We start from the raw sequence: 22173 nt of genomic DNA, 5'->3' as shown, positions 1-22173 counted from the left end.
ACAGTCAAAAGACTTCTTGTGTCGGGCGCAGAACGATTTCATTGATGTCCACATCGGCAGGTTGCTCAATCGCATAGGCAATGGCCCTTGCCACGGAATCAGCCGGGATAGCCTGCTGATAAAACGCCTGTATAAAATGGGCGCTCTCTGCGTCCGAGCTGCCGAACTTCAATTCTGAATCCACCGCGCCCGGACAAAGGGTTGTGGTTCGAATATGCGCACCGGCTTCATGACGCAGCCCCTCCGAAATCGCACGTACGGCAAATTTCGTCCCGCTATAAACGGTGCCGCCGGGGCTGAAAAGTTTTATCCCGGCAACCGAAGCGATATTAATGAAATGCCCCTCATTTTGTTTTTCGAAAATCGGTAGCGCTGCGGCAATGCCGTACAACACCCCTTTAATATTGATGTCGATCATCCGCTCCCATTCATCAACTTTTGTCATATTCATCGGTGCGATAGCCATCAGCCCGGCATTGTTAATCAAGACGTCAATACGGCCAAATTGCATGACAGCTGTAGACATCAGGGCGCTCACCTCATCGCGTTGTGTAACATCGACCTGTAACGCCAAGGCTTTGCCCCCTGCGGCAATGCATTCACTGGCCAACAGATCGAGACGTTCCTTACGGCGCGCCGCCAACACCACCGTCGCACCAAGAGAGGCCAGATGGCGGGCGGTGGCAGCCCCCAACCCACTACTGGCTCCCGTAATAACAACCACCTTGCCAGAAACGTTCCCCATTTTTTCTCCTCATCGCCAAGCGATGAATGAATTTATCCATCATTTGTTGACTTCCACACCGTCTCAATAACCGGCACGGCAATACGCGCCAGATTAATGACAGGCGGGAAGTCAGCGTGATTATTAAACAGCGTCAGAGCAAAAAATGTTTATCGCTATAAAACTGTCAACCCCAGATACAATTAATCGATGACAGCTTCGACGATAGAGACATAACAACCAGTATTGATGATACGATTCAGTTTTAAATCGGCGCCAGCCAGCAAGGCGCGCAACTTCTCTTCAGAGCGGGTTTGCCCGCCGTCAAAACTTGCCAGCAACAATAAATCAATTTCATTCCCCCCATGCCAGGCATTACCTTTCGGGATCACGGGTTCCATAATCAGCAGTTTTGAATTTTCGTGCATGGCATTACGACAAGAACGTAATATCGTCATCGCCTGCTCATCAGGCCAGTCCATGGTGATGTATTTCAACAAATAAAAATCGGCCGTAGGGCAAGACTCAAAGAAACTGCCTGCCTGAGTTTGCCAGCGTGAATCATCGCCCAACTCCCACAGGCGGTTTCGCGCCAAGACTTCGGGCCGATCAAAAAGAATGCCGTGCAGCGTGGGATTATGGCGTAAAACGTTCAGTAAAAGCCCGCCCATCCCCCCGGCAATATCCACCACCGTTGTATGTTCAGGGAAATTATAACCATTTATCAAGAATAGGTTTTCCACCGAAGACATCGAGGACATACCGGTATGAAAATCATACCCTTCTCTTTTATTTTTATCATTTGACCAATATTCATAGAAAGACATGCCGTATGCATTTTTAAAGGCAGAGTCGCTGCGCAGGCTGTCAACAAGATTACCCAACGGTGACCAAAATGTTTCATCAGTCAGCATAAGCACCGCTGAACGCAGCGATTGAGGGGCATCCGAACAAAGAAACTCTGCAGCCGGCGTCAGTGAAAAACGCCCCCCTTCCACTTCTTCAAAGATTTGTCTCGATGCGAGCATGCGCATGATGCGGTACAGCTTCTGCCCATCGACATTAACTTCTCGACCGAGTTCATTTGCCGATCTGGCGCCCGCCTTGAGATAATCCGCGATACCTAAAACCGTCGCGGCCCGCAACGCGGCCTGGTAGGTCATCCCCATTGATTGCTCCAGAAGGTGGACTGCCGCCGCATCACGCTCGGAAATACCATTACGATTATTTTCCATGAAATCATTTCCTCTTGTCATTTATCCACTAAAAAATCCAGAACGAAGCCATTAAAAAACCGAATTAATTACCATTTGAAAAATAAATTAAACACACCTGCAGCGTGGCCGATAGATAAAGCATGCCACGGCAGCACATTACCTTAATTAACAATAACCACTGGATAAAACAGCCATCCTCCCCGTCTGAAAACGAGACAGGCATGGTAAAAAATTATTCCTTTAGCTATACAGTTAGCATTTCACTTTTAGATTATCGCACCTCTTAAAATCATCAATAAAATAAAAACCCATTCATTACATTTTAAATAATTCAATTTAAAATAACCACACCAATAAAAAGGTCTTTAGTTTCAGATCAAATTCTGGTCGCTTTAAATAGAAAGTCAAGGCTATTTATTTTTCTCAACACAACCAATTGATAAGCATAATTAAATAAAACACCAAAATACTATAAGCGCGAAGAGTATTCAGGCTGGCATGTTATTTGTATTGATGTCATTAGTGGGGGCCTTGCCTCTGACAGCCACTACGGCTGGCCCCCTCAGTTTCGCTTTTGGTCGGTAAAAATACTCCGCCGCGCGGCGATTACGGTTTGCATCGCGACCGCTTTTTGAGCGAGCCATCATTCAATCGCTCACGGACACAAGCCGCTGCTGCTTAGGTCACCCGATCACGCCGAGGCGGCCGGCGGCGCCACCGTCACCTCGCCCTGGCCGCTGCGCTGCAAGGCCGCCTTCACCAGCCCGTTGGCCTTGCAGCGTTCGATAAACGCGTTTACGTAGGCGGCGCCCTGCGTTTTTTGCCGCGGCACCGCCATCGCCTGGCGAATGGCGGTGAAATGCCCCTCCAGCACTCGGTAGCCGGGATGGGCGGCCGCGGCGGCCAGCAGCGGTTGACGCACGCCGGCCGCCGCCTCCAGCCCGCGTTCGAAAAACAGCGCGATCGCCTCGGCGGAAGTAGCCGCCCGCACCAGTTGCGCCTGCCGCAGCGTACGCGACAAAAACAGATCGTACGCAGCGCCCTGGCCGACCGCGATGCGCACCTCCGGCCTGTCGAGCTGCGCCACCTCAAAGTAAGGCGCGTCGTTCGCCACCAGGTAAGTCCCCTCAATGATCACGTAGGGTTCGCTGAAGGCAATTTGCGCCGCGCGCACCGGCTCGATGGCCATAAACGCCAGGTTCCAGGCGCCGCTGTCCAGGTCGGCGAACACCTTGCCGGCCGCGTCATAGGTCACCAGCTCCAGCGCCACGTCCAGTTCGCGAGCCAGCGCGGCGGCCAGCTCCACCGAAGCGCCTTGCGGTTTACCGCCGGGCCCGGCCTGCGCCAGCACCGGATTGCCGAGATTGATCGCCGCGCGCAACACGCCTTGCGGGGCCAGATCGTCGAGTACCGCTGCGGAAATCGTCTGCATACTTCCTCCTGAATGGCTGATGGACGCGCCGTCGTGGCGCTCATTAAGCGTAGAGCGAAACCTCCGACCAGCAAGATTTCGCCGCCGCGGCCGCTGCCGACGTGATTAACGTCACACTATTGTCATAAAAATGTACAATAGCCGCCGACCGTCGGCCGGAGCGGGACATCGCGCGTTGTTCCGCCGCCGACAATAGGCTATACCCTTCACTTTTCGCGCCGCGGCACGGTCGGCGGCGCAGACCAGGGCAGCAACGTTTTTTTCCAATCAGACAAGGTTTGGCGGATGGTTCTCGCAGTCGTTTCGTTTGTTCTTTTTTTGGCGTCGATCTTGATTTATCGCACCCGGGCCGCCGCCAACCGCTGGTGGTTCGCCATTCTGCTGACGCTGCTCGGCAGCTATCTGGTGCTGAACGTCATTCTGATCGCCAGCAACTACTTCACCGGCGACGGCATCACCGATGCGGTGATCTACACCGTCACCAGCAGTCTCAAAGGCGCGGGCATTAGCAAATACGTGCTGCCGTTCATCGGCCTGCTGGCGGCGCTGGGGCTTATCTTCGCGGTGCTGGCCCGCAGCCTGCTGCGCCGCAAGGCCAAAGGCAGCAGCGTGGCCTACAGCCTCGTCGCCGTGCTGCTGGCGCTGTTCTCGGTCGGCACCACCCCGGCGTTTCAGGACATTTCGCTGCTGGTCAAGAGCCAGATCGTCGGCGATACCGCCGATTTCACCACCTACTACAAGGCGCCGAAAAAGACCGTGCAGGGCAAGCGGCCGAACCTGGTGTACATCTATGCCGAGAGCCTGGAGCGCACCTACTTCGATACCGAGCTGTTTCCCGGCCTGGCCGACGAGCTGAACGCCCTGCGCGCAGACAGCATCGATTTCAGCAACACCCAGCAGCTGCCGGGCACCGGTTACACCATCGCCGGCATGGTCGCCTCGCAGTGCGGCATTCCGCTGTTCGCACCTTTCGACGGCAACGCCTCCAGCGCGGTCTCCACCTTCTACCCGGAGAACGTCTGCCTGGGCGACGTGCTGAAGGCCGCCGGCTACAGCAACTATTTCTATCAGGGCGCCGAGCTGGCGTTCGCCGGTAAAGACACCTTCCTGAAATCCCACGGCTTCGACCACGTTTACGGTTTCAAAGAGCTGCGCGAACAGCTCGCCGATCCGAGCTACAAAAACGATTGGGGCTGGTACGACGACAGCGTGCTGGACGTGGTGTACGGCAAGTTCGTCGAGCTGTCCAAACAGCGCCAGCCGTTCTCGCTGTTTACCCTGACCGTCGATACCCATCACCCGGACGGTTTTATCTCCGCCGGGTGCAGCAAGCAAAGCTACGCCTGGCAGAACAAGGAAAACCGCTCGCTGAGCGCGGTAGCCTGCAGCCAGCAACACATCGCCGCGCTGATCGACAAAATCAAACGCTCGCCCTATTTCAGCAACACCGTGATCGTGGTGTCCTCCGATCATCTGGCGATGAACAACACCGCCTACGACATTCTGACCAAACAGAAGCGCCGCAACCTGTTCTTTATCATCGACGGCACCCGGCCGCAGGCGGAGCAGCGCAACGAGAAGCGCAGCACGCTGGACAACGGCGCCACGGTGCTGGACGTGATGGGCGGTGACAACTATATCGGCCTCGGCCGCAGCAGCCTGTCGGCGCCGTCGCTGTCGACGGTGTTCCTGAACATCGAAGAGAAGATCAACGGCTGGAAACCGGCGGTGATCAACCAATGGGGCCTGCCGAACCGCATCAGCGACTACAGCGTGGACACGCGCCAGCGCAGCTTCAGCTTCTCCGGCGTTACCTACAAGGTGCCGTTCATCCTACGGGTGGGCGACAACCGCATCGAACCGATGTTCAACGTCTACCTCTCCACCCCGCTGCGCAAGCAGCTGGCCGGGCTGGGGGCGGGGGAGAAATTCGTCTGGGTCGATAAATGCTACGAGATCGGCCGGGTCTGGGCGCCGCAGCTGGCGCTGAGCACCGACATCTGCGTGGCCTCCGGCACCCTGGCCTCGCCGCCGCAGATCGTGCAGGCCAGCGGCGAACGCTTCCGCGGCAAGGTGAACTTTACCGCCCCGGCGGCGGACAGCGTCGCCGATTACCAAAACGCCGTCGCCCGCCTGCAGGTGGACGATGCGGCGATGAAATACCGGGCAGACGCCATCGAGTTCATGTTGCCCGGCATGCCGGAACAGGTGAAAGCCATTACCGGCGTCTCCGCCGTCGAGGAGTGGGGCCGCTGGTCCGACGCCAACCTGGCGCCGGCGGTCGACATCGATTATGTCGATCCGCTGCCGAAAACCTTCGATCTGGTGCTGCGCGCCCGCGCTTACGGCAACAACGTCGGCGAACCGATTTCGGTACGCGTCGGCGACGAAGAGCGCTTCGTGTCGCTCGGCGAGCAGGACAGCACCGTCACCCTGCGCTTCGACAACCCGCGCGGCGTGCAGAAGATCAGCATTACTCCGCCGGCGCCGACCGAGCCAAAAGAGAGCGCCAGCGGCGGCTTCACGCCGAAGAAGCTGGGCATCGGCCTGGTGTCGCTGAAGGTCGAAGCGGCCGCTCCCGCCTCCTGATCCCCCGCCTTCACGGGCGCGATATTTTCTTTGCCGCGCCCGTCATTTCGACCAAGCTTTTACGCCCTTCTTCGGCTAACCTGTGACGGTAAAACGCCGCAACCCCGCCACAGAGCCGGGACATCCAAGGAGAAAGTATGAGCTATGCCCCACCTCGCAGCGGCCTCAGCGCCGATCAGGCACTCGATCAACTGGAAGCCCTGTATGACGCCGCGGTAGACGCGCTGCGGCAGGCGGTCAGTGACTTTATCAGCCACGGCACGCTGCCGGACCCGCAGGCGCGCGCCGCGGGACTGTTCGTGTATCCCGAGCTGCGCGTCAGCTGGGACGGGCAGCAATCCGGCCCGAACAAAACCCGCGCCTTCGGCCGCTTTACCCATCCCGGCAGCTACAGCACCACCGTGACCCGGCCGCAGCTGTTCCGCCACTATCTGGCCGAGCAGCTGGCGATGCTGGAACACGACTACGCCGCCCATATCGAAGTGGCGCCGTCGCAGCAGGAGATCCCGTTCCCTTATGTGATCGACGGCTCCAGCCTGGCGCTCGATCGCTCAATGAGCGCCGGTATCGCGCAGCATTTCCCCACCACCGAGCTGGCGCAGATCGGTGACGAGACCGCCGACGGCCTGTATCACACCACCGACAACCATTTCCCGCTGTCGCATTTCGATGCGCTGCGCGCGGATTTCTCGCTGGCGCGTCTGCGGCACTACACCGGCACCCCGGTGGAGCATTTCCAGCCGTTCGTGCTGTTCACCAACTACACCCGTTATGTGGACGAGTTCGTGCGCTGGGCCTGCGCGCAGATCGCCGATCCGGCCAGCCCGTACATCGCGCTCTCCAGCGCCGGCGGTACCTACATTACGCCGGAAACCAGCGCGCCCGAACAGGCGGTGTCCGATCTGGCGTGGAAAAACCACCAGATGCCGGCCTATCACCTGATCTCGCGCACCGGCCAGGGCATCACGCTGATCAACATCGGCGTCGGCCCGTCCAACGCCAAAACCATCTGCGATCACCTGGCGGTGCTGCGCCCGAGCGCCTGGCTGATGATCGGCCACTGCGGCGGCCTGCGCGAAAGCCAGAAGATCGGCGATTACGTGCTGGCCCACGCCTATCTGCGCGACGATCACGTGCTGGATGCGGTGCTGCCGCCGGATATCCCGATCCCGAGCATCGCCGAGGTGCAGCGCGCCCTGTACGACGCCACCAAGATGGTCAGCGGCATGCCCGGTGAAGAGGTCAAACAGCGTTTGCGCACCGGCACCGTAGTCACCACCGACGATCGCAACTGGGAGCTGCGCTATTCCGCTTCGGCGCGGCGCTTCAACCTCAGCCGCGCGGTGGCGGTCGACATGGAGAGCGCCACCATCGCCGCTCAGGGTTACCGCTTCCGGGTGCCGTACGGCACGCTGCTGTGCGTCTCCGACAAACCGCTGCACGGTGAAATAAAACTGCCGGGCCAGGCCAACCGCTTCTATGAAGGAGCAATCTCCGAGCACCTGCAGATCGGCATCTGCGCCATCGATCTGTTGCGCGCCGAGGGCGATCGCCTGCACTCGCGCAAGCTGCGCACCTTCAATGAACCGCCGTTCCGATAACGGTGCCCAGGCCCGCTGCGGCGGGCCGTTTTTTCCTCAACGCACCAGCGCCAGCGCGCGCTTCTCCTGGCTGCGGCCGCCGGCGATCGACAGCAACAGGTCTTTCACCAGCAGCGCCGGGGCGGACAGCGACTGTTGGCCCGACATGCACAGCGACAGCGGCACCGACATCGTCGGCGCATTGATGCGCGCCATCCAGGCCTTGGCCGGGCCGATCATCGCGCGCGCCACCGACTCCGGCAATACGGTCGCCCCCAACCCGCCGGCGATCGCAGCGCTCAGCGCGCCCGAGGATTCGATCTCCCCCACCACGTTGATAGCCAGCTTGCGCAGCGCCATCGCCTCCTCCAGCTGGTTGCGCACCGCATCCCCGTCACGCGGCAGGAACAGGTTCAGCCGCGCCACGTCCAGCAGCTCGACGCTGTTGCCGGGATGCGGCACCGCGCGCGTCGCCACCAGATAGAGATCCTCTCGCATCAGCGCGACGGTGTGCAGACCGGCGGGCATTTTGGCGCCGTAGACCATCGCCATGTCCAGCGTCTGGTTGGCCACCTGTCCGGCCAGCGCCGCGCCGCTGTTTTCATGCAGGCTGAGCAAAATGCCCGGCTGCTGATCGCGCAGGGTTTGCAGCAGCGGCAGCGCCAGCTGCGCCGCGGTGCTCCCCGACGCCAACCCGAGAGACACCTGGCCGCTCATCGCCTGCCCGGCGCTGTTGACCGCGCTCTGCGCCTGCTCGCACTGGCGCAAAATGGTTTGCGCGTGGGCATACAGAATGTTGCCGGCCTCGGTCGGCTGCACCCCGCGCTTGGTGCGGATCAGCAGCTGTTGCTTCAGCTCCCCCTCCAGCGTCGCCAACTGCTGGCTGAGCGCCGGCTGGGCGATATGCAACACCTCCGCCGCCTGGGTCAGGCTGCCGACATCGACGATTTTCACGAAGTACTTCAGACGTCTGAGATTCATAGTGCCTCCAGCGAGCCGCTAAATTGAGAATGCCGAAATCCGGTCATGCAACCGCAGCAAGATCCAGGCCAGAGTCGTCAAAGGGCCAAAAACGGCGGCTAAACGGCGGCTAAACGGCGGCAAATGGCCGATTATCGGGTGAGACGCGCCACAACGCAGGGCACGCGTTGCACCACCGGCAGGCAACGGCGCCGCCTCAGCGGGCAATCCGGCGGCGCTGCGCGTGAGGTAAGCGATAAAAGCGAGAAAATGCAGCAGGTTGGGCAATCTTGCAGCAAACGCGCGCGCCGGGCGTTTTCGCGCTTTACAAGCCGCAACCGCCCCGCTATTATTCGCCCCGTTCCAACGATTCCTCTGTAGTTCAGTCGGTAGAACGGCGGACTGTTAATCCGTATGTCACTGGTTCGAGTCCAGTCAGAGGAGCCATATTTAGAGAAGCCCGCTTAAGGAAACTTAAGCGGGCTTTTTGTTTTTCAGCCGCCGTCAAAAGCTGCGTTTCGCCACCAGATAGGCGCCCGCTACCAACAATAAGGCGCCGAACAGCGCCGGCAGATTCTCGCGCAGCGCCGCCGGGCCGGCGCGGTAGACGTCCACCAACAGCCCCATGCACAGCTGGCTGGCGACCAGGATCGAGATAGTCGCTGCCGCCCCCAGTTTTTGGTAGCCCAGGATGCCAGCGAACACGAACAGCGATCCCAGCAGCCCCGGCAACAGCATCCACCACCTGGCGGCGCCGGTCACTTCCGCCACCGCGCCGAGGCCGTTTTTGGCCAGCAACAACCCCACCAGCAGCAGCAAACCGACGCTGGAGTTGATCACCAGCGTGATAAGGATGGTCGAGACGCTTTCGGTGATGCGCACCATCAGCAGATTCTGCACCACCAGCCCCATTCCGGCCGCGATCAGCAGCAACAGCATATTCATCGCTCTGTCTCCCGGGATCAGCGCGCGGGCGGCGTCGCCCGTTCGTCGAGCCTCAGTTGCAGGAACGTCAGATCCAGCCATTGGCCGAATTTGGCGCCCACCTGCTCCATGCGCCCCACGTCGAGGAACCCCAGCGCCAGATGCAGCTTAATCGAGGCCTGGTTGCCAGATTCGATGCCGGCCACCATCACATGTTTGCCGATTTCCCGCGCCCGTGCGATCAGCGCCAGCAGCAGCGCCTTGCCAATCCCTGCGCCGCGATGCGCCTGATGGACATACACCGAATGTTCCACGGTATGGCGATAACCGTCCCAGGCGCGCCAGTCACCGAACGACGCATAGCCGATCGCTTCGTCCTCGGCGTTCACCGCCACCAGCACCGGGTAACCCGCCGCCTGCCGTTCGCCGATCCACGCCGCGCGGTTGGCCGCATCCACGGTTTGTTCATTCCAGATGGCGGTGCTGTTCAACACCGCGTCGTTATAGATAGCGGCAATCGCCGCGCTATCGTTGAACGTCGCATTTCGTATAATCATGGTTTACCCCGGCCAATTGTCCACTATAATACTACGATATGAACATTAAATTAGACAATCTAAATCAGCTGATCGGCGCACGCATTCGCATTGAACGCGAAGCGCGCCACTGGTCGCTGTCCGATTTGGCCGAACGGGCGGGCGTATCACGGGCGATGGTTCATAAGATCGAACGCGGCGAGAGCAGCCCGACGGCGATGCTGTTGGGCAGACTGGCGGGCGCGTTCGGCCTCAGCATGTCCAAGCTGATCGCCCGAGCGGAAACGCAGGAAGGCCGGCTGCTGCGCCGGGAAGATCAACCGGTCTGGGTCGATCCCGAGAGCGGTTACGTGCGGTGCCACGTGTCGCCGCGCACCGATTTGCCGCTCGATCTGGTGCGCATCGAACTGCCGGCCGGCGCGGCGATCCCGATGCCGGCTTCGGTGTACGCGTTCAAACGTCAGCTGATCTGGGTCTTATCCGGCGTACTGGTCTTTATCGAGGGTGACGCGCGCCATGAGATGGCCGAGGGAGACTGCCTGGAGCTCGGCCCACCGGCGGACTGCCGATTTGAAAATCAGAGCGACCAACCGTGCGTGTATATGGTGGCGGTACTGAGCGCCGCCTGACGACCGTCTGCCCTAACCCTGCGCCGGGCGTTGATAGCCGGCGCGGAAAAACTTCTCCGCCAACCGGCTGTCGCCACCGGAGAAGAACTCGCTCATCGGCTCGCGGCCGAGCCCATAGGCGCGGCTGAGCTGCCCGGCCTCGAACGCCGCCCGGTTCTCGTCGCCGCAGCGCTGCGCCAAATGGTGCGCATAGCCGAGCACGAAACCGCGCTTGTAGTCGGTGCAAAAGCGCGACAGCTCCGCCTCCGGTTGCAGATTCTCCGCCTTTAATCCCGCCAACAGCCCTTTGCCAAAATGATCCCCCATCGGTTCCTCCTCATCACGCAATCGCTATATAATAAAATATACAGCGAATAGGCGAGCGAGAATATACTCCCAAAGTTTTACTCGCCGCATAAAAAAGGCCCGCCAGGCGGGCCTCGGCGAGAACGCGCGATCACAGCGTGAAGTTCAGACCTTCGCTGACGGTCTTGCCGATCGGCAGACGGCTCGACGGCGTTTCTTTTTCCTGCAGAAAATCCGGCAGGCGGGATTTGTCGCCCGGTTTGCCGATCGCCACCATGGCGTGCACCGCATAGTCGTCCGGCAGCTGCAGCGCCGCTTTGATCTTGTCGTGGTGAATGCCGCTCATGCAGTGGGTCAGCCAACCTTTCAGGTGTGCCTGATGCGCCAGGTTGGCCCAGGCGGCGCCGGTGTCGAACGCGTGGGTCGGGTTGTCCACCAGCCGCTCGCCGTTCAGGCTGGTGGTTTTGGAGACGATCACCACCAGCGCCGAAGCGTGTTGCGCCCAGCCGCGGTTGAAGTCGATCAGGAACTCCAGGTAGTTCTCCCAGCTGTCGGAGCCGTGCTTGCTGTAGGCAAAGCGCCATGGCTGAATGTTGTAGGCCGAAGGCGACCAGCGCGCCGCTTCAAAGAAGCTCAGCAGCGTTTGATCGTCGATGGCGTCGTTGGTCATCGCACGCGGCGACCAGCGCTCGATAAATTGTGCGTCAATCGGGTAATCGGAGATTCTTGGCTGGCTCATGATAGGTTCTCGCAGTGAAGTAAAAACAAAAGTTCGCTGATATTCCCACAGCTTAGGACGGTAAAACTTTTATTTCGTGCCATTGTCCTGCGGCAATTCCTGCTGCAGCCAGGCCAGAAACGCCCTGACCGGCGGATGCCGCTCGCGTCCCGGCGCGCACAGCACGCTGTATGCGGCGCCCGGTACGCGCACCTCCGGCCGGTACGCCGCCAGCAGGCCGTTGTCCACCATTTCGGACACCATCACCGAGCTGGCGAGCACCCACCCTTGCCCGGCCACCGCCGCCTGCAGGGCGTAATGCTCCTCGTGATAGCTGCGCATCGCCGCATGGCGCCGCCACCAATCGACCCCGGCGGCCCGGCACCAGTCACGCCAGCCGCTGTCGTACAGCGCCGAATCCCCCCACTTGACGGTGATCAGCACCGGATTTTCCGGCTCGGCGGCGACCAGCCCCGGCGCGGCATAGACGCCAAAGCTTTCCTCCAGCCGCGCCGCCTGATGCAGCGCGGGATAGTGCGCGCGGCTGTAGCGCACCGCCACGTCCACGCTGGCGTCCTGCTGCAGATCGATCACCTCGGCGCAGGCCTCCAGGCGTACCAGATAGTGCGGATACGCCTGATAGAAGCGCCCCAAACGCGGCACCAGCCACAGCGCCGCGAACGAGTGCGTCACCGAAACGCACAGCGATCCTGCGCTGGGCTTCGGCCGCAGGCCTTCGAGCGTGGCGGCGACGTCCAGCAGCGCGCCGTGCACCCCGGCAAACAGCGTTTCCCCCTTCGGTGTCAGCCGCACGCCGCGCGGCACCCGCTCGAACAGCGCAAACCCCAACTGCTGTTCCAGCGCTTTGATCTGGTGTGATATCGCCGTCGGCGTCACCGCCAGCTCGGCCGCCGCCAGCTTGAAGCTGCGCAGGCGAGCGGCGGATTCGAAGGTGCGTAATGCGTTGACGGGCAGCGTGGCGAACATGGCGAAGCCTCTCCAGGTGAGTTGAACTCATCCTGGCAGAAAAGCCGTCATTTGTCGCCCGCCGGGGTTTATTTCTAGAGTAAGGCTGAATTCATTTCACACAGAGGAATATGACATGAATGCAACTCATCAACCCAAGCGTTTGGCAGTGCTGGTCGGCAGCCCGCGCCGCGACGGCAACAGCGCCACGCTGGCGCAGGCGATCATGGCGGGCGCCGCCGAAGCCGGCACCGTCGCCAGCCTGCATTTTCTCGACGATTACCTGAGCGGTTTTCTCAGCGATGAACGCCATACGCCGGCGCCGGCCGATCGCTACGCCGAGCTGTTCCTGGAGCACTTCCTGCCGGCCGACGGCGCGGTGTTTTGCACGCCGATATACTGGTACGGCATGTCGGCGCAAACCAAGGCCTTTTTCGATCGCTCATTCAGCTTCTATTCCAATGCCTACCCTCAGGCGGCGGACGTGCAGCAACGCATGAGCGGCAAACGCATCGGGCTGGCGGTGGCGTCGGAAGAGACCTACCCCGGCGCGGCGCTGGGCATCGTGCATCAGATCCAGGAGTTCAGCCGCTACACCCATTCCGCCTTCGTCGGGCTGGTGCACGGCGCCGGCAACCAGCGCGGCGAGATCGCCCGCGATCCGCGCAACCCGCTGCGGGCCGCCCGCGAGTTGGGGCGCGAGTTCTTCACTCGCCCCTATTCGGATTATCAGATGGACAGCCCGCGCAGCACGCAGGTGTGGGCGGACTAACGCTTGAGTCTGCCGGCAAACCGCGCCATCACCCTCCGGCGGCGATCGCCGCCAGCAGATGACGCGCGACGCTTTGGGCGTGTTCCGCCACCTGCGGCAGCCCCATCAGTTCGCCGAAGCGGCCGCGCGCCGCCGGGCCGGCCACCAGCAGGCGCGGGTTGGCCAGGCCGTCGCCGCCGATCGCCTGGCTGTCGGCATTGACCCACAGCCCCAGCCCCAGCGGATCGGCGCGCAGCGCCCCCTGCCCCGCCAGTGAATGGAGCAAGGGGCTGGCGGCGATCAGGCCGGCATGGGCCGGGCCCGTGGTGATCAGCAGCCGCTGCGCCTGCAGCGCCCGCTCTGCGCCTTGACGCGGCAGAATCGTCAACCTTACGCCCTGCGGCGTTCGCTCCGCCCGCCGCAAACGAGCGGCCAATATCTGCAGCGTGCCCGCCGCCTGTTGCTCCGCCAGCAGCGTGCTCACCTGCGGCGCAAGGCGATAGCGATGCACGTCCCAATAGGCGCGCAAATGCCGCATAAAACGCTGCTGTTCGGCCGGCGTCAATGCTTGCCACAGGCGCTGCCCCTGGGCGCGCACTGCGTCCAACACCGCCTGCCACGGCACCCGTTGCCGAGCGGCGCGCGCCACCTCAAGGCGCATCTGCCGCACCCCATCGCGCAGTCCGGCGGGCGGGGCAAACGACCATGTCGGGTACTCCCCTTCAGCATTGGAGCGCGGCAGCAGGCCGTGACGAGAGAAGGCGGTAATCGGCCCGCGATGCCCGCGGCGGTGTAACGCCGCCACCGTATCGGCCATCGTCAGCCCAGTGCCGACGATCGCCAATGCCTCACCGGGTTCAACTTCGTCCAGCGCCTCCGCCGCCCAGGGATTGGCGATCAGACGCGCATCGCGCGCCAGCTCCGGGGCTATCTGCCGCGGCAGCGCGGGCGGCGGATGGCTGGTCGCCAACACCACATAGTCGCCCCACAGCCGTTCGCCGCCGGCGGTGATAACGGTCGCGCCCTGCGCCTGCGGCTGCAGGTGCAGCGCCCGATCGCGCAGGTGCCGCAAGCGGGCCCGGCCCGACTGCGCCGCCTGATGGAAACGTTCCTCGACATAGCGGCCGAAGGCGCCGCGCTGAGGATAGGCTTTACCGTCGCGCCACAACGCCTGCGGATCGGCCACCAATCCGCCGCCCAGGCGATACCAGCGGTCAAAATCCCCCGCCGGTTCATCCGCCAGCTGCATCCGATCGGCCGGGACGTTGATGCGATGGGTCGGTTCGGTGGTCGAGTAGGCCACGCCATAGCCCGGCGCGGCGCGCGGTTCGATCACCGTGACATCCACCGCTCCGCGCGCCAGCTGGATCGCCAGCGCCGCGCCGGTGAAACCGCCGCCGATAACGATAATATGGGCACGCTTCGCCATCAGCCCTCCCGCTGCGCCGGGCTGGGACGACGATCGCCGCCGATGGTTTCGCCGAACGGGCCGGTATTGATCGTGCGGGCCGTCTGATGGGCCGGCTGCGCCAGCGGCAACAGCGGCATCACCAGTTCGGCGAAGCGGTGGGCCTCTTCCAGATGCGGATAACCGGAAAGGATGAAATTGTCGATGCCCAGCGCCTGATACTCGCGTATGCGCGCCGCCACCTGCTGCGGATTGCCCACCAACGCGGTGCCGGCGCCGCCGCGCACCAGGCCGACGCCGGCCCACAGGTTGGGGCCGATGCGCAGACTCTCGCGCGAGCCGCCATGCAGCTCGCTCATGCGGCGCTGGCCGGTGGAGTCCATGCGCGCAAAGATCTGCTGCGCCGCCGCGATGGTGTCGTCATCCAGATGCGCGATCAGTCGCTCGGCCGCCGCCCAGGCTTCGTCTTCGGTTTCGCGCACGATAACGTGCAGGCGAATGCCGTAGCTGAGTTTACGTCCCTGCCGCTCGGCGCGCTGGCGCACCGCCGCCAGCTTTTCCGCCACCTGAGCCAGCGGCTCGCCCCAGGTCAGGTAGGTGTCGATCTGCCTGGCGGCGATGTCGATCGCTTCCGGCGAGGAGCCGCCGAAATAGAGCGGCGGGCCGTTTTCCTGTACCGGCGGGAACAGCAATTCGGCGCCTTCGACGCGAATATGCTTACCGCTGAAATCCACCTTCTCCCCTTGCAGCAGCCGTTGATACACCGTGAGAAATTCCTGTGTCACCTCGTAGCGTTCGGCATGGCTGAGGAAGATGCCATCCCCTTTGTTTTCCACCGGATCGCCGCCGGTCACCACGTTGATCAGCAGGCGCCCGTCCGACAACCGGTCCAGCGTCGCGGCCATGCGCGCCGCCAGGCTCGGCGGCTGCAGGCCGGGGCGCACCGCCACCAGATAGCGCAACCGACGGGTGATCGGCGCCAGCGCCGCCGCCACCAGCCAGGAATCCTCGCAGCTTTTACCGGTTGGGATCAGCACGCCGTAATAGCCGAGGTTATCGGCGGCCAGCGCCACCTGCTGCAAATAAGGCAGGTCTACCGGGCGCCCGCCCTGCGCCGTGCCCAGATAGCGGCCATCGCCGTGGGTCGGCAGAAACCAGAAAACGTTGATGCGTTCTTTCGCTGACTCAGTCATTTATGCTTTTCCTATATAACTATTCTCAATATTTATCGATAGAAAAATCTTGCTTGGTTATAAAACGAAAAGCAGGATGCATGCCACAGTGGCGGACTTTAAAAATCAATATATATCAATACGTTGAAAATATATCACCGCCCAAACGCTGCTGCATTGGCAGCAAGCGGCGGCGAAAAGCTGTTGCCAATGCAGCACCGTGCGCCTTTTCCCCTCTCGCGGCCGCTCATGGGCTGGGATAAGATTTTTTTCCCCCTTCGCCGTCAGCTAGGAGACGCCCATGTACGATCCCCAACCGTTCGCCGCCGACAAACCGGTGCTGATCGACCCGGCGTCGCTCGCTCTGCAAAGCGTGCTCGATCGGCTGGCCCCCACCGACGCCACCGTACTGATCGTCGGTGAAACCGGCACCGGCAAAGAGGTGGTGGCGCGCTATCTGCACCACCACAGCGCGCGCCGCCATCGCCCTTTTTTGGCGGTCAACTGCGGCGCGCTGACGGAAAGCCTGGCGGAAGCCGAATTATTCGGCCATGAGAAAGGCGCCTTCACCGGCGCCGTCGGCACCCATCAGGGCTGGTTCGAAGCGGCGGAAGGCGGCACCCTGCTGCTGGATGAGATCGGCGAACTCAACCTGTCGCTGCAGGTCAAGCTGCTGCGCGTGTTGCAGGAACGAGAAATCACCCGTGTCGGTTCGCGCAAGCCGCTGAAGATCGATGTGCGGGTCATCGCCGCCACCCACGTCGATCTGGCCGGCGCAATCCGCCAACGGCGCTTCCGCGAAGATCTCTATTACCGGCTGAACGTCGCGGCGGTGGCCTTACCCCCGTTGCGCCAGCGGCCGGAGGACATTCCGGCGCTGACCAGACATTTTCTTGCGCTGTACGCCCGCCGGCTGGGACGGCCGCCGCTGCAGTTGACGGCAGAGGCACAGCAGGCGCTGCTGGACTACCCCTGGCCCGGCAACGTGCGCGAACTGGAGAACACGCTGCATAATGCGGTCTTACTGAGCCAGGGGGGGCCGATCGCCCCGCAGCAACTGCGGCTCACGCAACGCCTGACGGATCACGGCGGCGGCGGTGACGACGCCATCGATCGCTTCGTGCAGCAGCAGTTGCAAGGCGACGCTACCCAGCTCTACCAACGGGTGCTGGATGCGCTGGTGCGCAACGCCTTCGAACGCAGCGGCGGCAACCAGCTGCAGGCCTCGGCCTTGCTCGGCGTCAGCCGCAATACCCTGCGCACCCATTTGGCGCATCTTGGCCTGATCAAACCGCGCCGCCGCAGCGTCGGCGCGCCCGCACATTCGCCGGCCATCAGCGCAGCGCCGCTGCCCGAACGCGAACTGCGCATCGGCTATCAAAAATTTGGCAACCTCGGCGTGCTCAAGGCGCGGCAAAGCCTGGAACAGCACTTCGCCGCACAGCGCATCAGCGTACTGTGGAGCGAGTTTCCCGCCGGGCCGCAGCTGCTGCACGCACTCGACGGCGATGAAATAGACTTCGGCACCACCGGCGAAGTGCCGCCGATCTTCGCCCAGGCGCAGGGCAACGCGCTGGTGTATGTCGGGTTTGAGCCGCCGGCGCCGCAAAGCGTGGCGATGGTGGTGCCGCAAGACAGCCCGATACGCAGCGCCGCCGATCTGCGTGGCAAACGCATCGCGCTCAACAAAGGCTCCAACGTGCACTATTTATTGCTGCAGATGTTGGACGAACAGGGACTGACGTTGAACGATGTGCGCATCGTCTATGCGCCGCCGAAGTATCCGCTGTCGGCGACCGACCTGCAGGCGGTGGACGCCTGGATGATGTGGGATCCGCTGCTCAGCGACGCGCAGCGCAGCGGGGAACTGCGCGTGATCGCCGACGGCACCCAACGGGTGCTCAATCAGCAATTCTATCTGGCGCGCCGCGAGTTCGCCGAGCGCTCGGGCGATCTGTTGCAGCCGCTGATGCAAGCATTGCAGCACACCGGCCGCTACATTGCCGCGCAGCCGAGAGAAGCCGCTCGTCACCTTTCCGACGAACTGGGGCTGGCGAGCGCCTCGCTGGAACTCGCGCTGTCGCGCCGCAGCCACGAGATCCGCGCCATGGATGTGCAGGTGATCCGCCAGCAGCAAAGCATCGCCGACCGCTTCTACGCCCTGGGGCTGTTGCCCAAAGCGATCGCCGTGCGCGAGGCGGTTTGGCCGCTGGGATCTTAGCCTGGCTTCGGAGGGCACAGTATCGGCCGCCCTTTCTCCTCTGCGCACAAACTCATTCCGCCGTCGGAGCCGGGCGGTAATGCCAATGCCGCAAAGACATTTTTAGGTAAAATATACCGCCGATGTCAGTGCTATGATTAATTCGCTATCATTTTATGTGCACTTTCAATTAACGTTACCCTGTTATTTTCGCATTCGCCGGTCGTCACGACCGGCTTTTTTATTTCCCCGCCTCCCCTGCCAAAAATATCGCTTTTTGGTAAAAAAAAGCGCACCAGGCAGGGTTACATAGCAACTGCATGGCCTTATTTCCCGTGTAGGGCCGTGCATCTCAGAGAGATTGTCGATGTTTCATTGGCCGGCGTTAATCGCCGGCTTTTTTTATCTTCATTTCATGACGCCTGCGCGTCGCAGGCCCCACGTCTTATTGGCAAAGAGGATGCGCGCATGCCGAGTCCATTGTTCCGTGAGATAACACTTTTCGGTAAAGACAAAACCCCAACGCGCGCTATTATTTAATTGTAGTGTTGTCATACCTATTGAATACCCCATGCTTACCGACCCTCGCGGTCGGTTTTTTTCTTCCTCGCCAACCGTTCCGTTGGTTGAAACAGGCTTATGGGGAGGGCGCCATCAAAATATCGATGGCATAACCCAAGCTTTCCGTTGTGATCAGGCAACCTTCTGCCGCGCGCGATAAACAAAGCTCATTTTATCGGGATGAAATACCACATGCTGACGTTTTCCTTTTCACCTGGGCAGTGATCGTGAATTTTAAAGATTACGCTTTGCGTGATGAAGATATCCAGGGAAGCCAACACCCCCTCATAGAGCGATAGGATGAACTCGTTTTCGCTCATCTTTTTTTCATTGCGTCTGATCGCAATGTACTTTGCCGATGCGTTGTACAGGCTACAGGTTATTGGATTCTTTACGTTTACCTTCATCTGCCCCCGGCTGATTACCGGCGAAAGCAGTTGCACGATCCTTTTTTTCTCGTAATACTCATGCAAATTCAAGTACACGATGCTGCTGGGGAAAGGCTCTTTATCGAAGCCAATAATCGGTTGATAATTGAGAAAAGGCCAATCGCGCAGGGTTCTGAATGTTCTCGGCGGGCAACCGAATTGATTTGAAAATGCACGGCTAAATGATTGCTGAGAACTAAATCCGGAGAGCAACGCGATTTCATAGATCTTCATATCGGTACATTTCAGCAATAACGTCGCGCGGCTTAGTCTGCGCTTTCTGATATAGGTCCCTATCTTCATCCCTTCATACAAATAGAACATCCGCTGTAAATGCCCGATGGAATACCCTGACTTAATGGATAGCGCCCTTATTGATACATGGCTTTGTGTATCAATGGCTTTTTCAATGATAGCGATTATCTCATCTAAAATATTGCGTCTGAACTTGTTAGAACAATCCATAGTAAAGCCTGTCATCTTGCTATTTTTATTATTGAATGCATCTCTCTTCTTGCGGAACCAAAATCTGTCCGGCTTGCTTTTTTTCGAAGAATGGCATTCCCATATCCGTTCAAATATATCCACGCATCACGTTGCACAAAAATCATTTCCAGGGCGAAAGATGCCGATTCACCTCTCGCACAAGATGAGATTCACAAAGAAGTCGTGTGGAAAAACGCTGATAAACCACGGACGCCAAGACAGAACAACGCTCAGCGTTTATTCTGCCTCAAAAAACGCAGGCCACAGCCAGAAGATAAATAGCAAACGCTATTTTTCGTGAAAATACCCCCTCATACTCCTCCCTGAATGTCATTATCCTTGATACCCCCTTGGATTAACCATTATTTAATTGCGCAATCCCCTGCCTGGCCTATTTGCCGTTTAACCACCCACTCTTAAACATAGAATAGTTAATTATTTCGATTCGAAAAGATGTTACTGTCAATAAATTGACAGCCATATAGAGTTTTTATCTATCAATGAGCAAAAAATGTGCTCCACCCACCTTAACCCACTCACACAACCTCATAAAAATCAATAAATTAACACACTCAAAATGTATCCCTGCACTTTCTCCTTCTTCGCCATACGCTGCTATTTGGTAAATGACACTTTTAAGTACATTTTTTTTAATTCACCGCGTTAATATTGCAAGCGTTCTATACTCAGGATATTGCCTAAAAGATCGGATGAATTGGGGGCTTATCGCTGAATATCGATAACGCGTTATTTTACCCAACGCAACCATTAGGCAGATAACTAAAAGGGAGCTCCTGCATGTTTATAACCAAAGTCATTGAGGAGCTGCTCGCCTGGGTGGAAGAAAGTGGGTTCAATGAGAAGCTCACCGTTGAGATGCTGTCAGAAAAAAGCGGATATTCACGCGGGCATATCCAAAAAGCGTTTAAAGATGAAACAGGGATGACTTTCGGGAGCTATGTGAGGGGCAGAAAACTCATTCGCGCCGCATTTATGTTGAAAGCGACGAACCTCTCTATTTCCGATATCGTTAAAGCGCTGAACTTTCAGTCATATCAATCCTTTGAACGGGCGTTTCGCAAGCAATTCAGAACCTCGCCGATGCAGTATCGCAAAAGTAAATCGTGGGACGTGTCCTCCGCCATCCCATTGCTGTTTCTCGACGGCATTCCCGAGCATCGCTATGTACACCTGCCAAAATTTTTCGACGATTCAGGGGATGGCGTTGATGCAGAGATAGATCACTTCCATCCTGCGGTTTCCGCGCTGCGATTGGCGGCAATTGATAACATGAAAAAAACGGATAGCGGCGTGATTAACTTCTTCAATTTTGGCGCGAGCATCAAGAAAGAGAATTACGTCAGCATCTATTTGAAGACCCTCTATATTTCTGAAGAAGACTGTCTTGGCAGCGTGCTTGCCTCTCTGGCCGACGCCCAGGGAAAAAAAGACATGCAACTTTATGCAGAGTTCTGTTTTGACGGCGCAAGCGATGAGGCGCAAAAATTCACGCAAAGTATCTACACCAAATCATTCCCGATAAATAAAGTTGGCATGATCGATCGCTTTCTCATTGAAATTATCACCCCCAAAGGCGGCGACACAATAGAGATGAAGACCTATATCCCCATTGTCTTCCCTATCAAGCACAGAGAGAAAGAGGTAGCGCCAGGGCCAGCGCGGTAACCCTGTCATTATCGGCGTAGCAATTTATTAAAAAGGGTAATCATTTATATTAAACAATAAAGAGTTATGATGAATTCACACTCAAAACCACTCATTACCCACTCGCCGCAAAGCGCCAATTTTAAGACTTATCTAATTGGAAAATACGTCAACATCTCCCTGAAGATCGCGCCAAGATGAGATTTTCTCGCCCCCACAAGGAATCACCGCTTATCCGTTAAGCGTCCTCTTCGATATGACTTACGTACCAAAACCTTACATATCAATACGTTACCCAAATTTGCTTTTTGTGCGACCGATTGTATAACTTATTGTTTTTATTATGTTTGCGCTAAATACCCCGCCTAAGCGCAACCGGCATTTTTCACTTTATCCCGCCCGCACGCTTGTAGACATCCCCAGGTAGTGACGATATTTTATTTCCACGAGACTTATTTTTACGGGTGCTATCAATATGCCTTAAACAAGAATAAAGCGCGTCAGGAAAATAGAATTATGAGTATTCAAGTATGGTCTAAAAACCTAAAAAAACACTATCCCAATGTGAATGTTGAAAAAGTCACCGTCGGCGAACGCGGGAAAGGTTATATTGTCTATGTCGATGGGGAAAGAATGGCATTGAATCATTTTTTTCGCCGCTTCTATCGACACCGGCTTGATAAAGAATGACGTTTCACCCTGAACTCAACGCAGGGTAAACCTCTACGCAACCTCGTGATTAAAAGCAATTCCGCATTCATCATCACTCTAAATAATTAGTCCAGAGAGGCTCTTTCATTCAATGCGCTTATCACTGCAATAAAATATCGGATTGCCCAGCGCAACAAAAACCGTCTCTCTGCGAGACGGTTACAACCCGGTATTAAATAAAAATCCTGCAGAAAAACCGTTTGATAACGGTGAGAAAAATTAAATCCACAA

General features: G+C 58.7%; 19 protein-coding genes and 1 tRNA gene. 8 read left to right on the top strand and 12 right to left on the bottom strand.

What is annotated here, in order from left to right:
• Window positions 1-4: 4 nt before the first annotated feature.
• The 3 genes from IMX17_RS02120 to IMX17_RS02110 form a co-directional block, all read right to left on the bottom strand.
• Window positions 5-745 carry an SDR family oxidoreductase gene (locus IMX17_RS02120; RefSeq protein WP_046896464.1) on the bottom strand — a complete coding sequence of 247 codons (741 nt, stop codon included), beginning with the start codon at window positions 743-745 and terminating at the stop codon, window positions 5-7.
• 182 nt (window positions 746-927) lie between these two features.
• Window positions 928-1959, bottom strand: a complete 1032-nt coding sequence (locus tag IMX17_RS02115; protein WP_046896463.1) for a methyltransferase — start codon at window positions 1957-1959, stop codon at window positions 928-930.
• Between the two features lie 673 nt (window positions 1960-2632).
• Entirely contained in the window at window positions 2633-3373 is a 741-nt protein-coding gene (locus tag IMX17_RS02110; protein ID WP_193549289.1) for a transporter substrate-binding domain-containing protein, read from the bottom strand.
• Window positions 3374-3658: 285 nt separating this feature from the next.
• On the opposite strand from IMX17_RS02110, the gene opgB reads away from it, so the two are divergent.
• Together opgB and IMX17_RS02100 are read left to right on the top strand one after the other, a co-directional pair.
• A complete protein-coding gene (opgB, locus tag IMX17_RS02105; protein ID WP_193549288.1) occupies window positions 3659-5962 on the top strand; it encodes a phosphatidylglycerol--membrane-oligosaccharide glycerophosphotransferase in 2304 nt (767 codons plus the stop codon).
• A 137-nt stretch (window positions 5963-6099) separates the two neighbouring features.
• Window positions 6100-7563, top strand: a complete 1464-nt coding sequence (locus IMX17_RS02100) for an AMP nucleosidase (protein ID WP_033643685.1) — start codon at window positions 6100-6102, stop codon at window positions 7561-7563.
• A 36-nt stretch (window positions 7564-7599) separates the two neighbouring features.
• Here the strand turns inward: IMX17_RS02100 and nac are convergent, their stop codons facing one another.
• Window positions 7600-8523, bottom strand: coding sequence for a nitrogen assimilation transcriptional regulator NAC (gene nac / locus IMX17_RS02095; protein WP_193549287.1), 924 nt, complete (start codon window positions 8521-8523; stop codon window positions 7600-7602).
• Window positions 8524-8873: 350 nt separating this feature from the next.
• Here nac and IMX17_RS02090 point away from each other — a divergent pair.
• A tRNA-Asn gene (locus tag IMX17_RS02090) sits at window positions 8874-8949 on the top strand.
• Window positions 8950-9006: 57 nt separating this feature from the next.
• Here the strand turns inward: IMX17_RS02090 and IMX17_RS02085 are convergent.
• Window positions 9007-9447: a DMT family transporter gene (locus tag IMX17_RS02085; RefSeq protein WP_043143187.1), complete on the bottom strand. Its 441-nt coding sequence runs from the start codon at window positions 9445-9447 to the stop codon at window positions 9007-9009.
• Window positions 9448-9464: 17 nt separating this feature from the next.
• Window positions 9465-9983, bottom strand: a complete 519-nt coding sequence (locus tag IMX17_RS02080) for a GNAT family N-acetyltransferase (RefSeq protein ID WP_182264200.1) — start codon at window positions 9981-9983, stop codon at window positions 9465-9467.
• A 38-nt stretch (window positions 9984-10021) separates the two neighbouring features.
• Here IMX17_RS02080 and IMX17_RS02075 point away from each other — a divergent pair, with 38 nt between their 5' ends.
• Window positions 10022-10591, top strand: coding sequence for an XRE family transcriptional regulator (locus IMX17_RS02075; protein ID WP_193549286.1), 570 nt, complete (start codon window positions 10022-10024; stop codon window positions 10589-10591).
• Between the two features lie 12 nt (window positions 10592-10603).
• On the opposite strand, the gene IMX17_RS02070 is transcribed toward IMX17_RS02075, so the two are convergent.
• The 3 genes from IMX17_RS02070 to IMX17_RS02060 form a co-directional block, all read right to left on the bottom strand.
• The gene (locus IMX17_RS02070) at window positions 10604-10897 is read right to left on the bottom strand and encodes a DUF2623 family protein (protein ID WP_046896457.1); all 294 of its coding nucleotides are present in this window, start codon (window positions 10895-10897) and stop codon (window positions 10604-10606) included.
• Between the two features lie 130 nt (window positions 10898-11027).
• A complete protein-coding gene (locus IMX17_RS02065) occupies window positions 11028-11615 on the bottom strand; it encodes a nitroreductase family protein (RefSeq protein ID WP_182264199.1) in 588 nt (195 codons plus the stop codon).
• A 69-nt stretch (window positions 11616-11684) separates the two neighbouring features.
• Window positions 11685-12581, bottom strand: coding sequence for a LysR substrate-binding domain-containing protein (locus IMX17_RS02060; RefSeq protein ID WP_193549285.1), 897 nt, complete (start codon window positions 12579-12581; stop codon window positions 11685-11687).
• Between the two features lie 115 nt (window positions 12582-12696).
• On the opposite strand from IMX17_RS02060, the gene IMX17_RS02055 reads away from it, so the two are divergent.
• Window positions 12697-13332 carry a flavodoxin family protein gene (locus IMX17_RS02055; RefSeq protein ID WP_193549284.1) on the top strand — a complete coding sequence of 212 codons (636 nt, stop codon included), beginning with the start codon at window positions 12697-12699 and terminating at the stop codon, window positions 13330-13332.
• A 28-nt stretch (window positions 13333-13360) separates the two neighbouring features.
• Here the strand turns inward: IMX17_RS02055 and IMX17_RS02050 are convergent, their stop codons facing one another.
• Both IMX17_RS02050 and ssuD read right to left on the bottom strand, forming a co-directional pair.
• Window positions 13361-14740, bottom strand: a complete 1380-nt coding sequence (locus IMX17_RS02050; protein WP_193549283.1) for an FAD/NAD(P)-binding protein — start codon at window positions 14738-14740, stop codon at window positions 13361-13363.
• Window positions 14740-15912 (bottom strand): FMNH2-dependent alkanesulfonate monooxygenase, encoded by a 1173-nt coding sequence (gene ssuD, locus IMX17_RS02045; RefSeq protein WP_193549282.1) that lies wholly within the window; start codon window positions 15910-15912, stop codon window positions 14740-14742. Before ssuD ends, IMX17_RS02050 begins: the two co-directional genes overlap by 1 nt.
• A gap of 280 nt (window positions 15913-16192) precedes the next feature.
• Between ssuD and IMX17_RS02040 the strand changes: the two genes are divergently transcribed.
• Window positions 16193-18112: a sigma-54-dependent Fis family transcriptional regulator gene (locus tag IMX17_RS02040; protein ID WP_182264196.1), complete on the top strand. Its 1920-nt coding sequence runs from the start codon at window positions 16193-16195 to the stop codon at window positions 18110-18112.
• Window positions 18113-18819: 707 nt separating this feature from the next.
• Here IMX17_RS02040 and IMX17_RS02035 read toward each other — a convergent pair.
• Window positions 18820-19668, bottom strand: coding sequence for a helix-turn-helix domain-containing protein (locus IMX17_RS02035; RefSeq protein WP_342157634.1), 849 nt, complete (start codon window positions 19666-19668; stop codon window positions 18820-18822).
• 696 nt (window positions 19669-20364) lie between these two features.
• On the opposite strand from IMX17_RS02035, the gene IMX17_RS02030 reads away from it, so the two are divergent.
• Window positions 20365-21252 (top strand): helix-turn-helix domain-containing protein, encoded by an 888-nt coding sequence (locus tag IMX17_RS02030; RefSeq protein WP_193549281.1) that lies wholly within the window; start codon window positions 20365-20367, stop codon window positions 21250-21252.
• Between the two features lie 495 nt (window positions 21253-21747).
• Entirely contained in the window at window positions 21748-21921 is a 174-nt protein-coding gene (locus IMX17_RS02025) for a hypothetical protein (RefSeq protein ID WP_154219870.1), read from the top strand.
• The last annotated feature ends 252 nt before the right edge of the window (window positions 21922-22173 follow it).

The sequence above is a fragment of the Serratia sp. X3 genome (genome assembly GCF_014982455.1).
Classification (GTDB): Bacteria; Pseudomonadota; Gammaproteobacteria; order Enterobacterales; family Enterobacteriaceae; genus Serratia; species Serratia ureilytica.
Note: the sequence above shows the minus strand (reverse complement) of the source record. Positions and strands in the feature narration are given on the sequence as shown.

Excerpts from the sequence above, each read along its gene's own strand:
- opgB (WP_193549288.1), top strand. The coding sequence starts at position 3,659 with ATGGTTCTCGCAGTCGTTTCGTTTGTTCTTTTTTTGGCGTCGATCTTG.
- IMX17_RS02080 (WP_182264200.1), bottom strand. The coding sequence starts at position 9,983 with ATGATTATACGAAATGCGACGTTCAACGATAGCGCGGCGATTGCCGCT.
- IMX17_RS02100 (WP_033643685.1), top strand. The coding sequence starts at position 6,100 with ATGAGCTATGCCCCACCTCGCAGCGGCCTCAGCGCCGATCAGGCACTC.
- IMX17_RS02060 (WP_193549285.1), bottom strand. The coding sequence starts at position 12,581 with ATGTTCGCCACGCTGCCCGTCAACGCATTACGCACCTTCGAATCCGCC.
- IMX17_RS02110 (WP_193549289.1), bottom strand. The coding sequence starts at position 3,373 with ATGCAGACGATTTCCGCAGCGGTACTCGACGATCTGGCCCCGCAAGGC.
- IMX17_RS02055 (WP_193549284.1), top strand. The coding sequence starts at position 12,697 with ATGAATGCAACTCATCAACCCAAGCGTTTGGCAGTGCTGGTCGGCAGC.
- IMX17_RS02115 (WP_046896463.1), bottom strand. The coding sequence starts at position 1,959 with ATGGAAAATAATCGTAATGGTATTTCCGAGCGTGATGCGGCGGCAGTC.
- IMX17_RS02030 (WP_193549281.1), top strand. The coding sequence starts at position 20,365 with ATGTTTATAACCAAAGTCATTGAGGAGCTGCTCGCCTGGGTGGAAGAA.
- IMX17_RS02025 (WP_154219870.1), top strand. The coding sequence starts at position 21,748 with ATGAGTATTCAAGTATGGTCTAAAAACCTAAAAAAACACTATCCCAAT.
- IMX17_RS02050 (WP_193549283.1), bottom strand. The coding sequence starts at position 14,740 with ATGGCGAAGCGTGCCCATATTATCGTTATCGGCGGCGGTTTCACCGGC.
- IMX17_RS02075 (WP_193549286.1), top strand. The coding sequence starts at position 10,022 with ATGAACATTAAATTAGACAATCTAAATCAGCTGATCGGCGCACGCATT.
- IMX17_RS02040 (WP_182264196.1), top strand. The coding sequence starts at position 16,193 with ATGTACGATCCCCAACCGTTCGCCGCCGACAAACCGGTGCTGATCGAC.
- IMX17_RS02065 (WP_182264199.1), bottom strand. The coding sequence starts at position 11,615 with ATGAGCCAGCCAAGAATCTCCGATTACCCGATTGACGCACAATTTATC.
- IMX17_RS02085 (WP_043143187.1), bottom strand. The coding sequence starts at position 9,447 with ATGAATATGCTGTTGCTGCTGATCGCGGCCGGAATGGGGCTGGTGGTG.
- nac (WP_193549287.1), bottom strand. The coding sequence starts at position 8,523 with ATGAATCTCAGACGTCTGAAGTACTTCGTGAAAATCGTCGATGTCGGC.
- IMX17_RS02070 (WP_046896457.1), bottom strand. The coding sequence starts at position 10,897 with ATGGGGGATCATTTTGGCAAAGGGCTGTTGGCGGGATTAAAGGCGGAG.
- IMX17_RS02120 (WP_046896464.1), bottom strand. The coding sequence starts at position 745 with ATGGGGAACGTTTCTGGCAAGGTGGTTGTTATTACGGGAGCCAGTAGT.
- ssuD (WP_193549282.1), bottom strand. The coding sequence starts at position 15,912 with ATGACTGAGTCAGCGAAAGAACGCATCAACGTTTTCTGGTTTCTGCCG.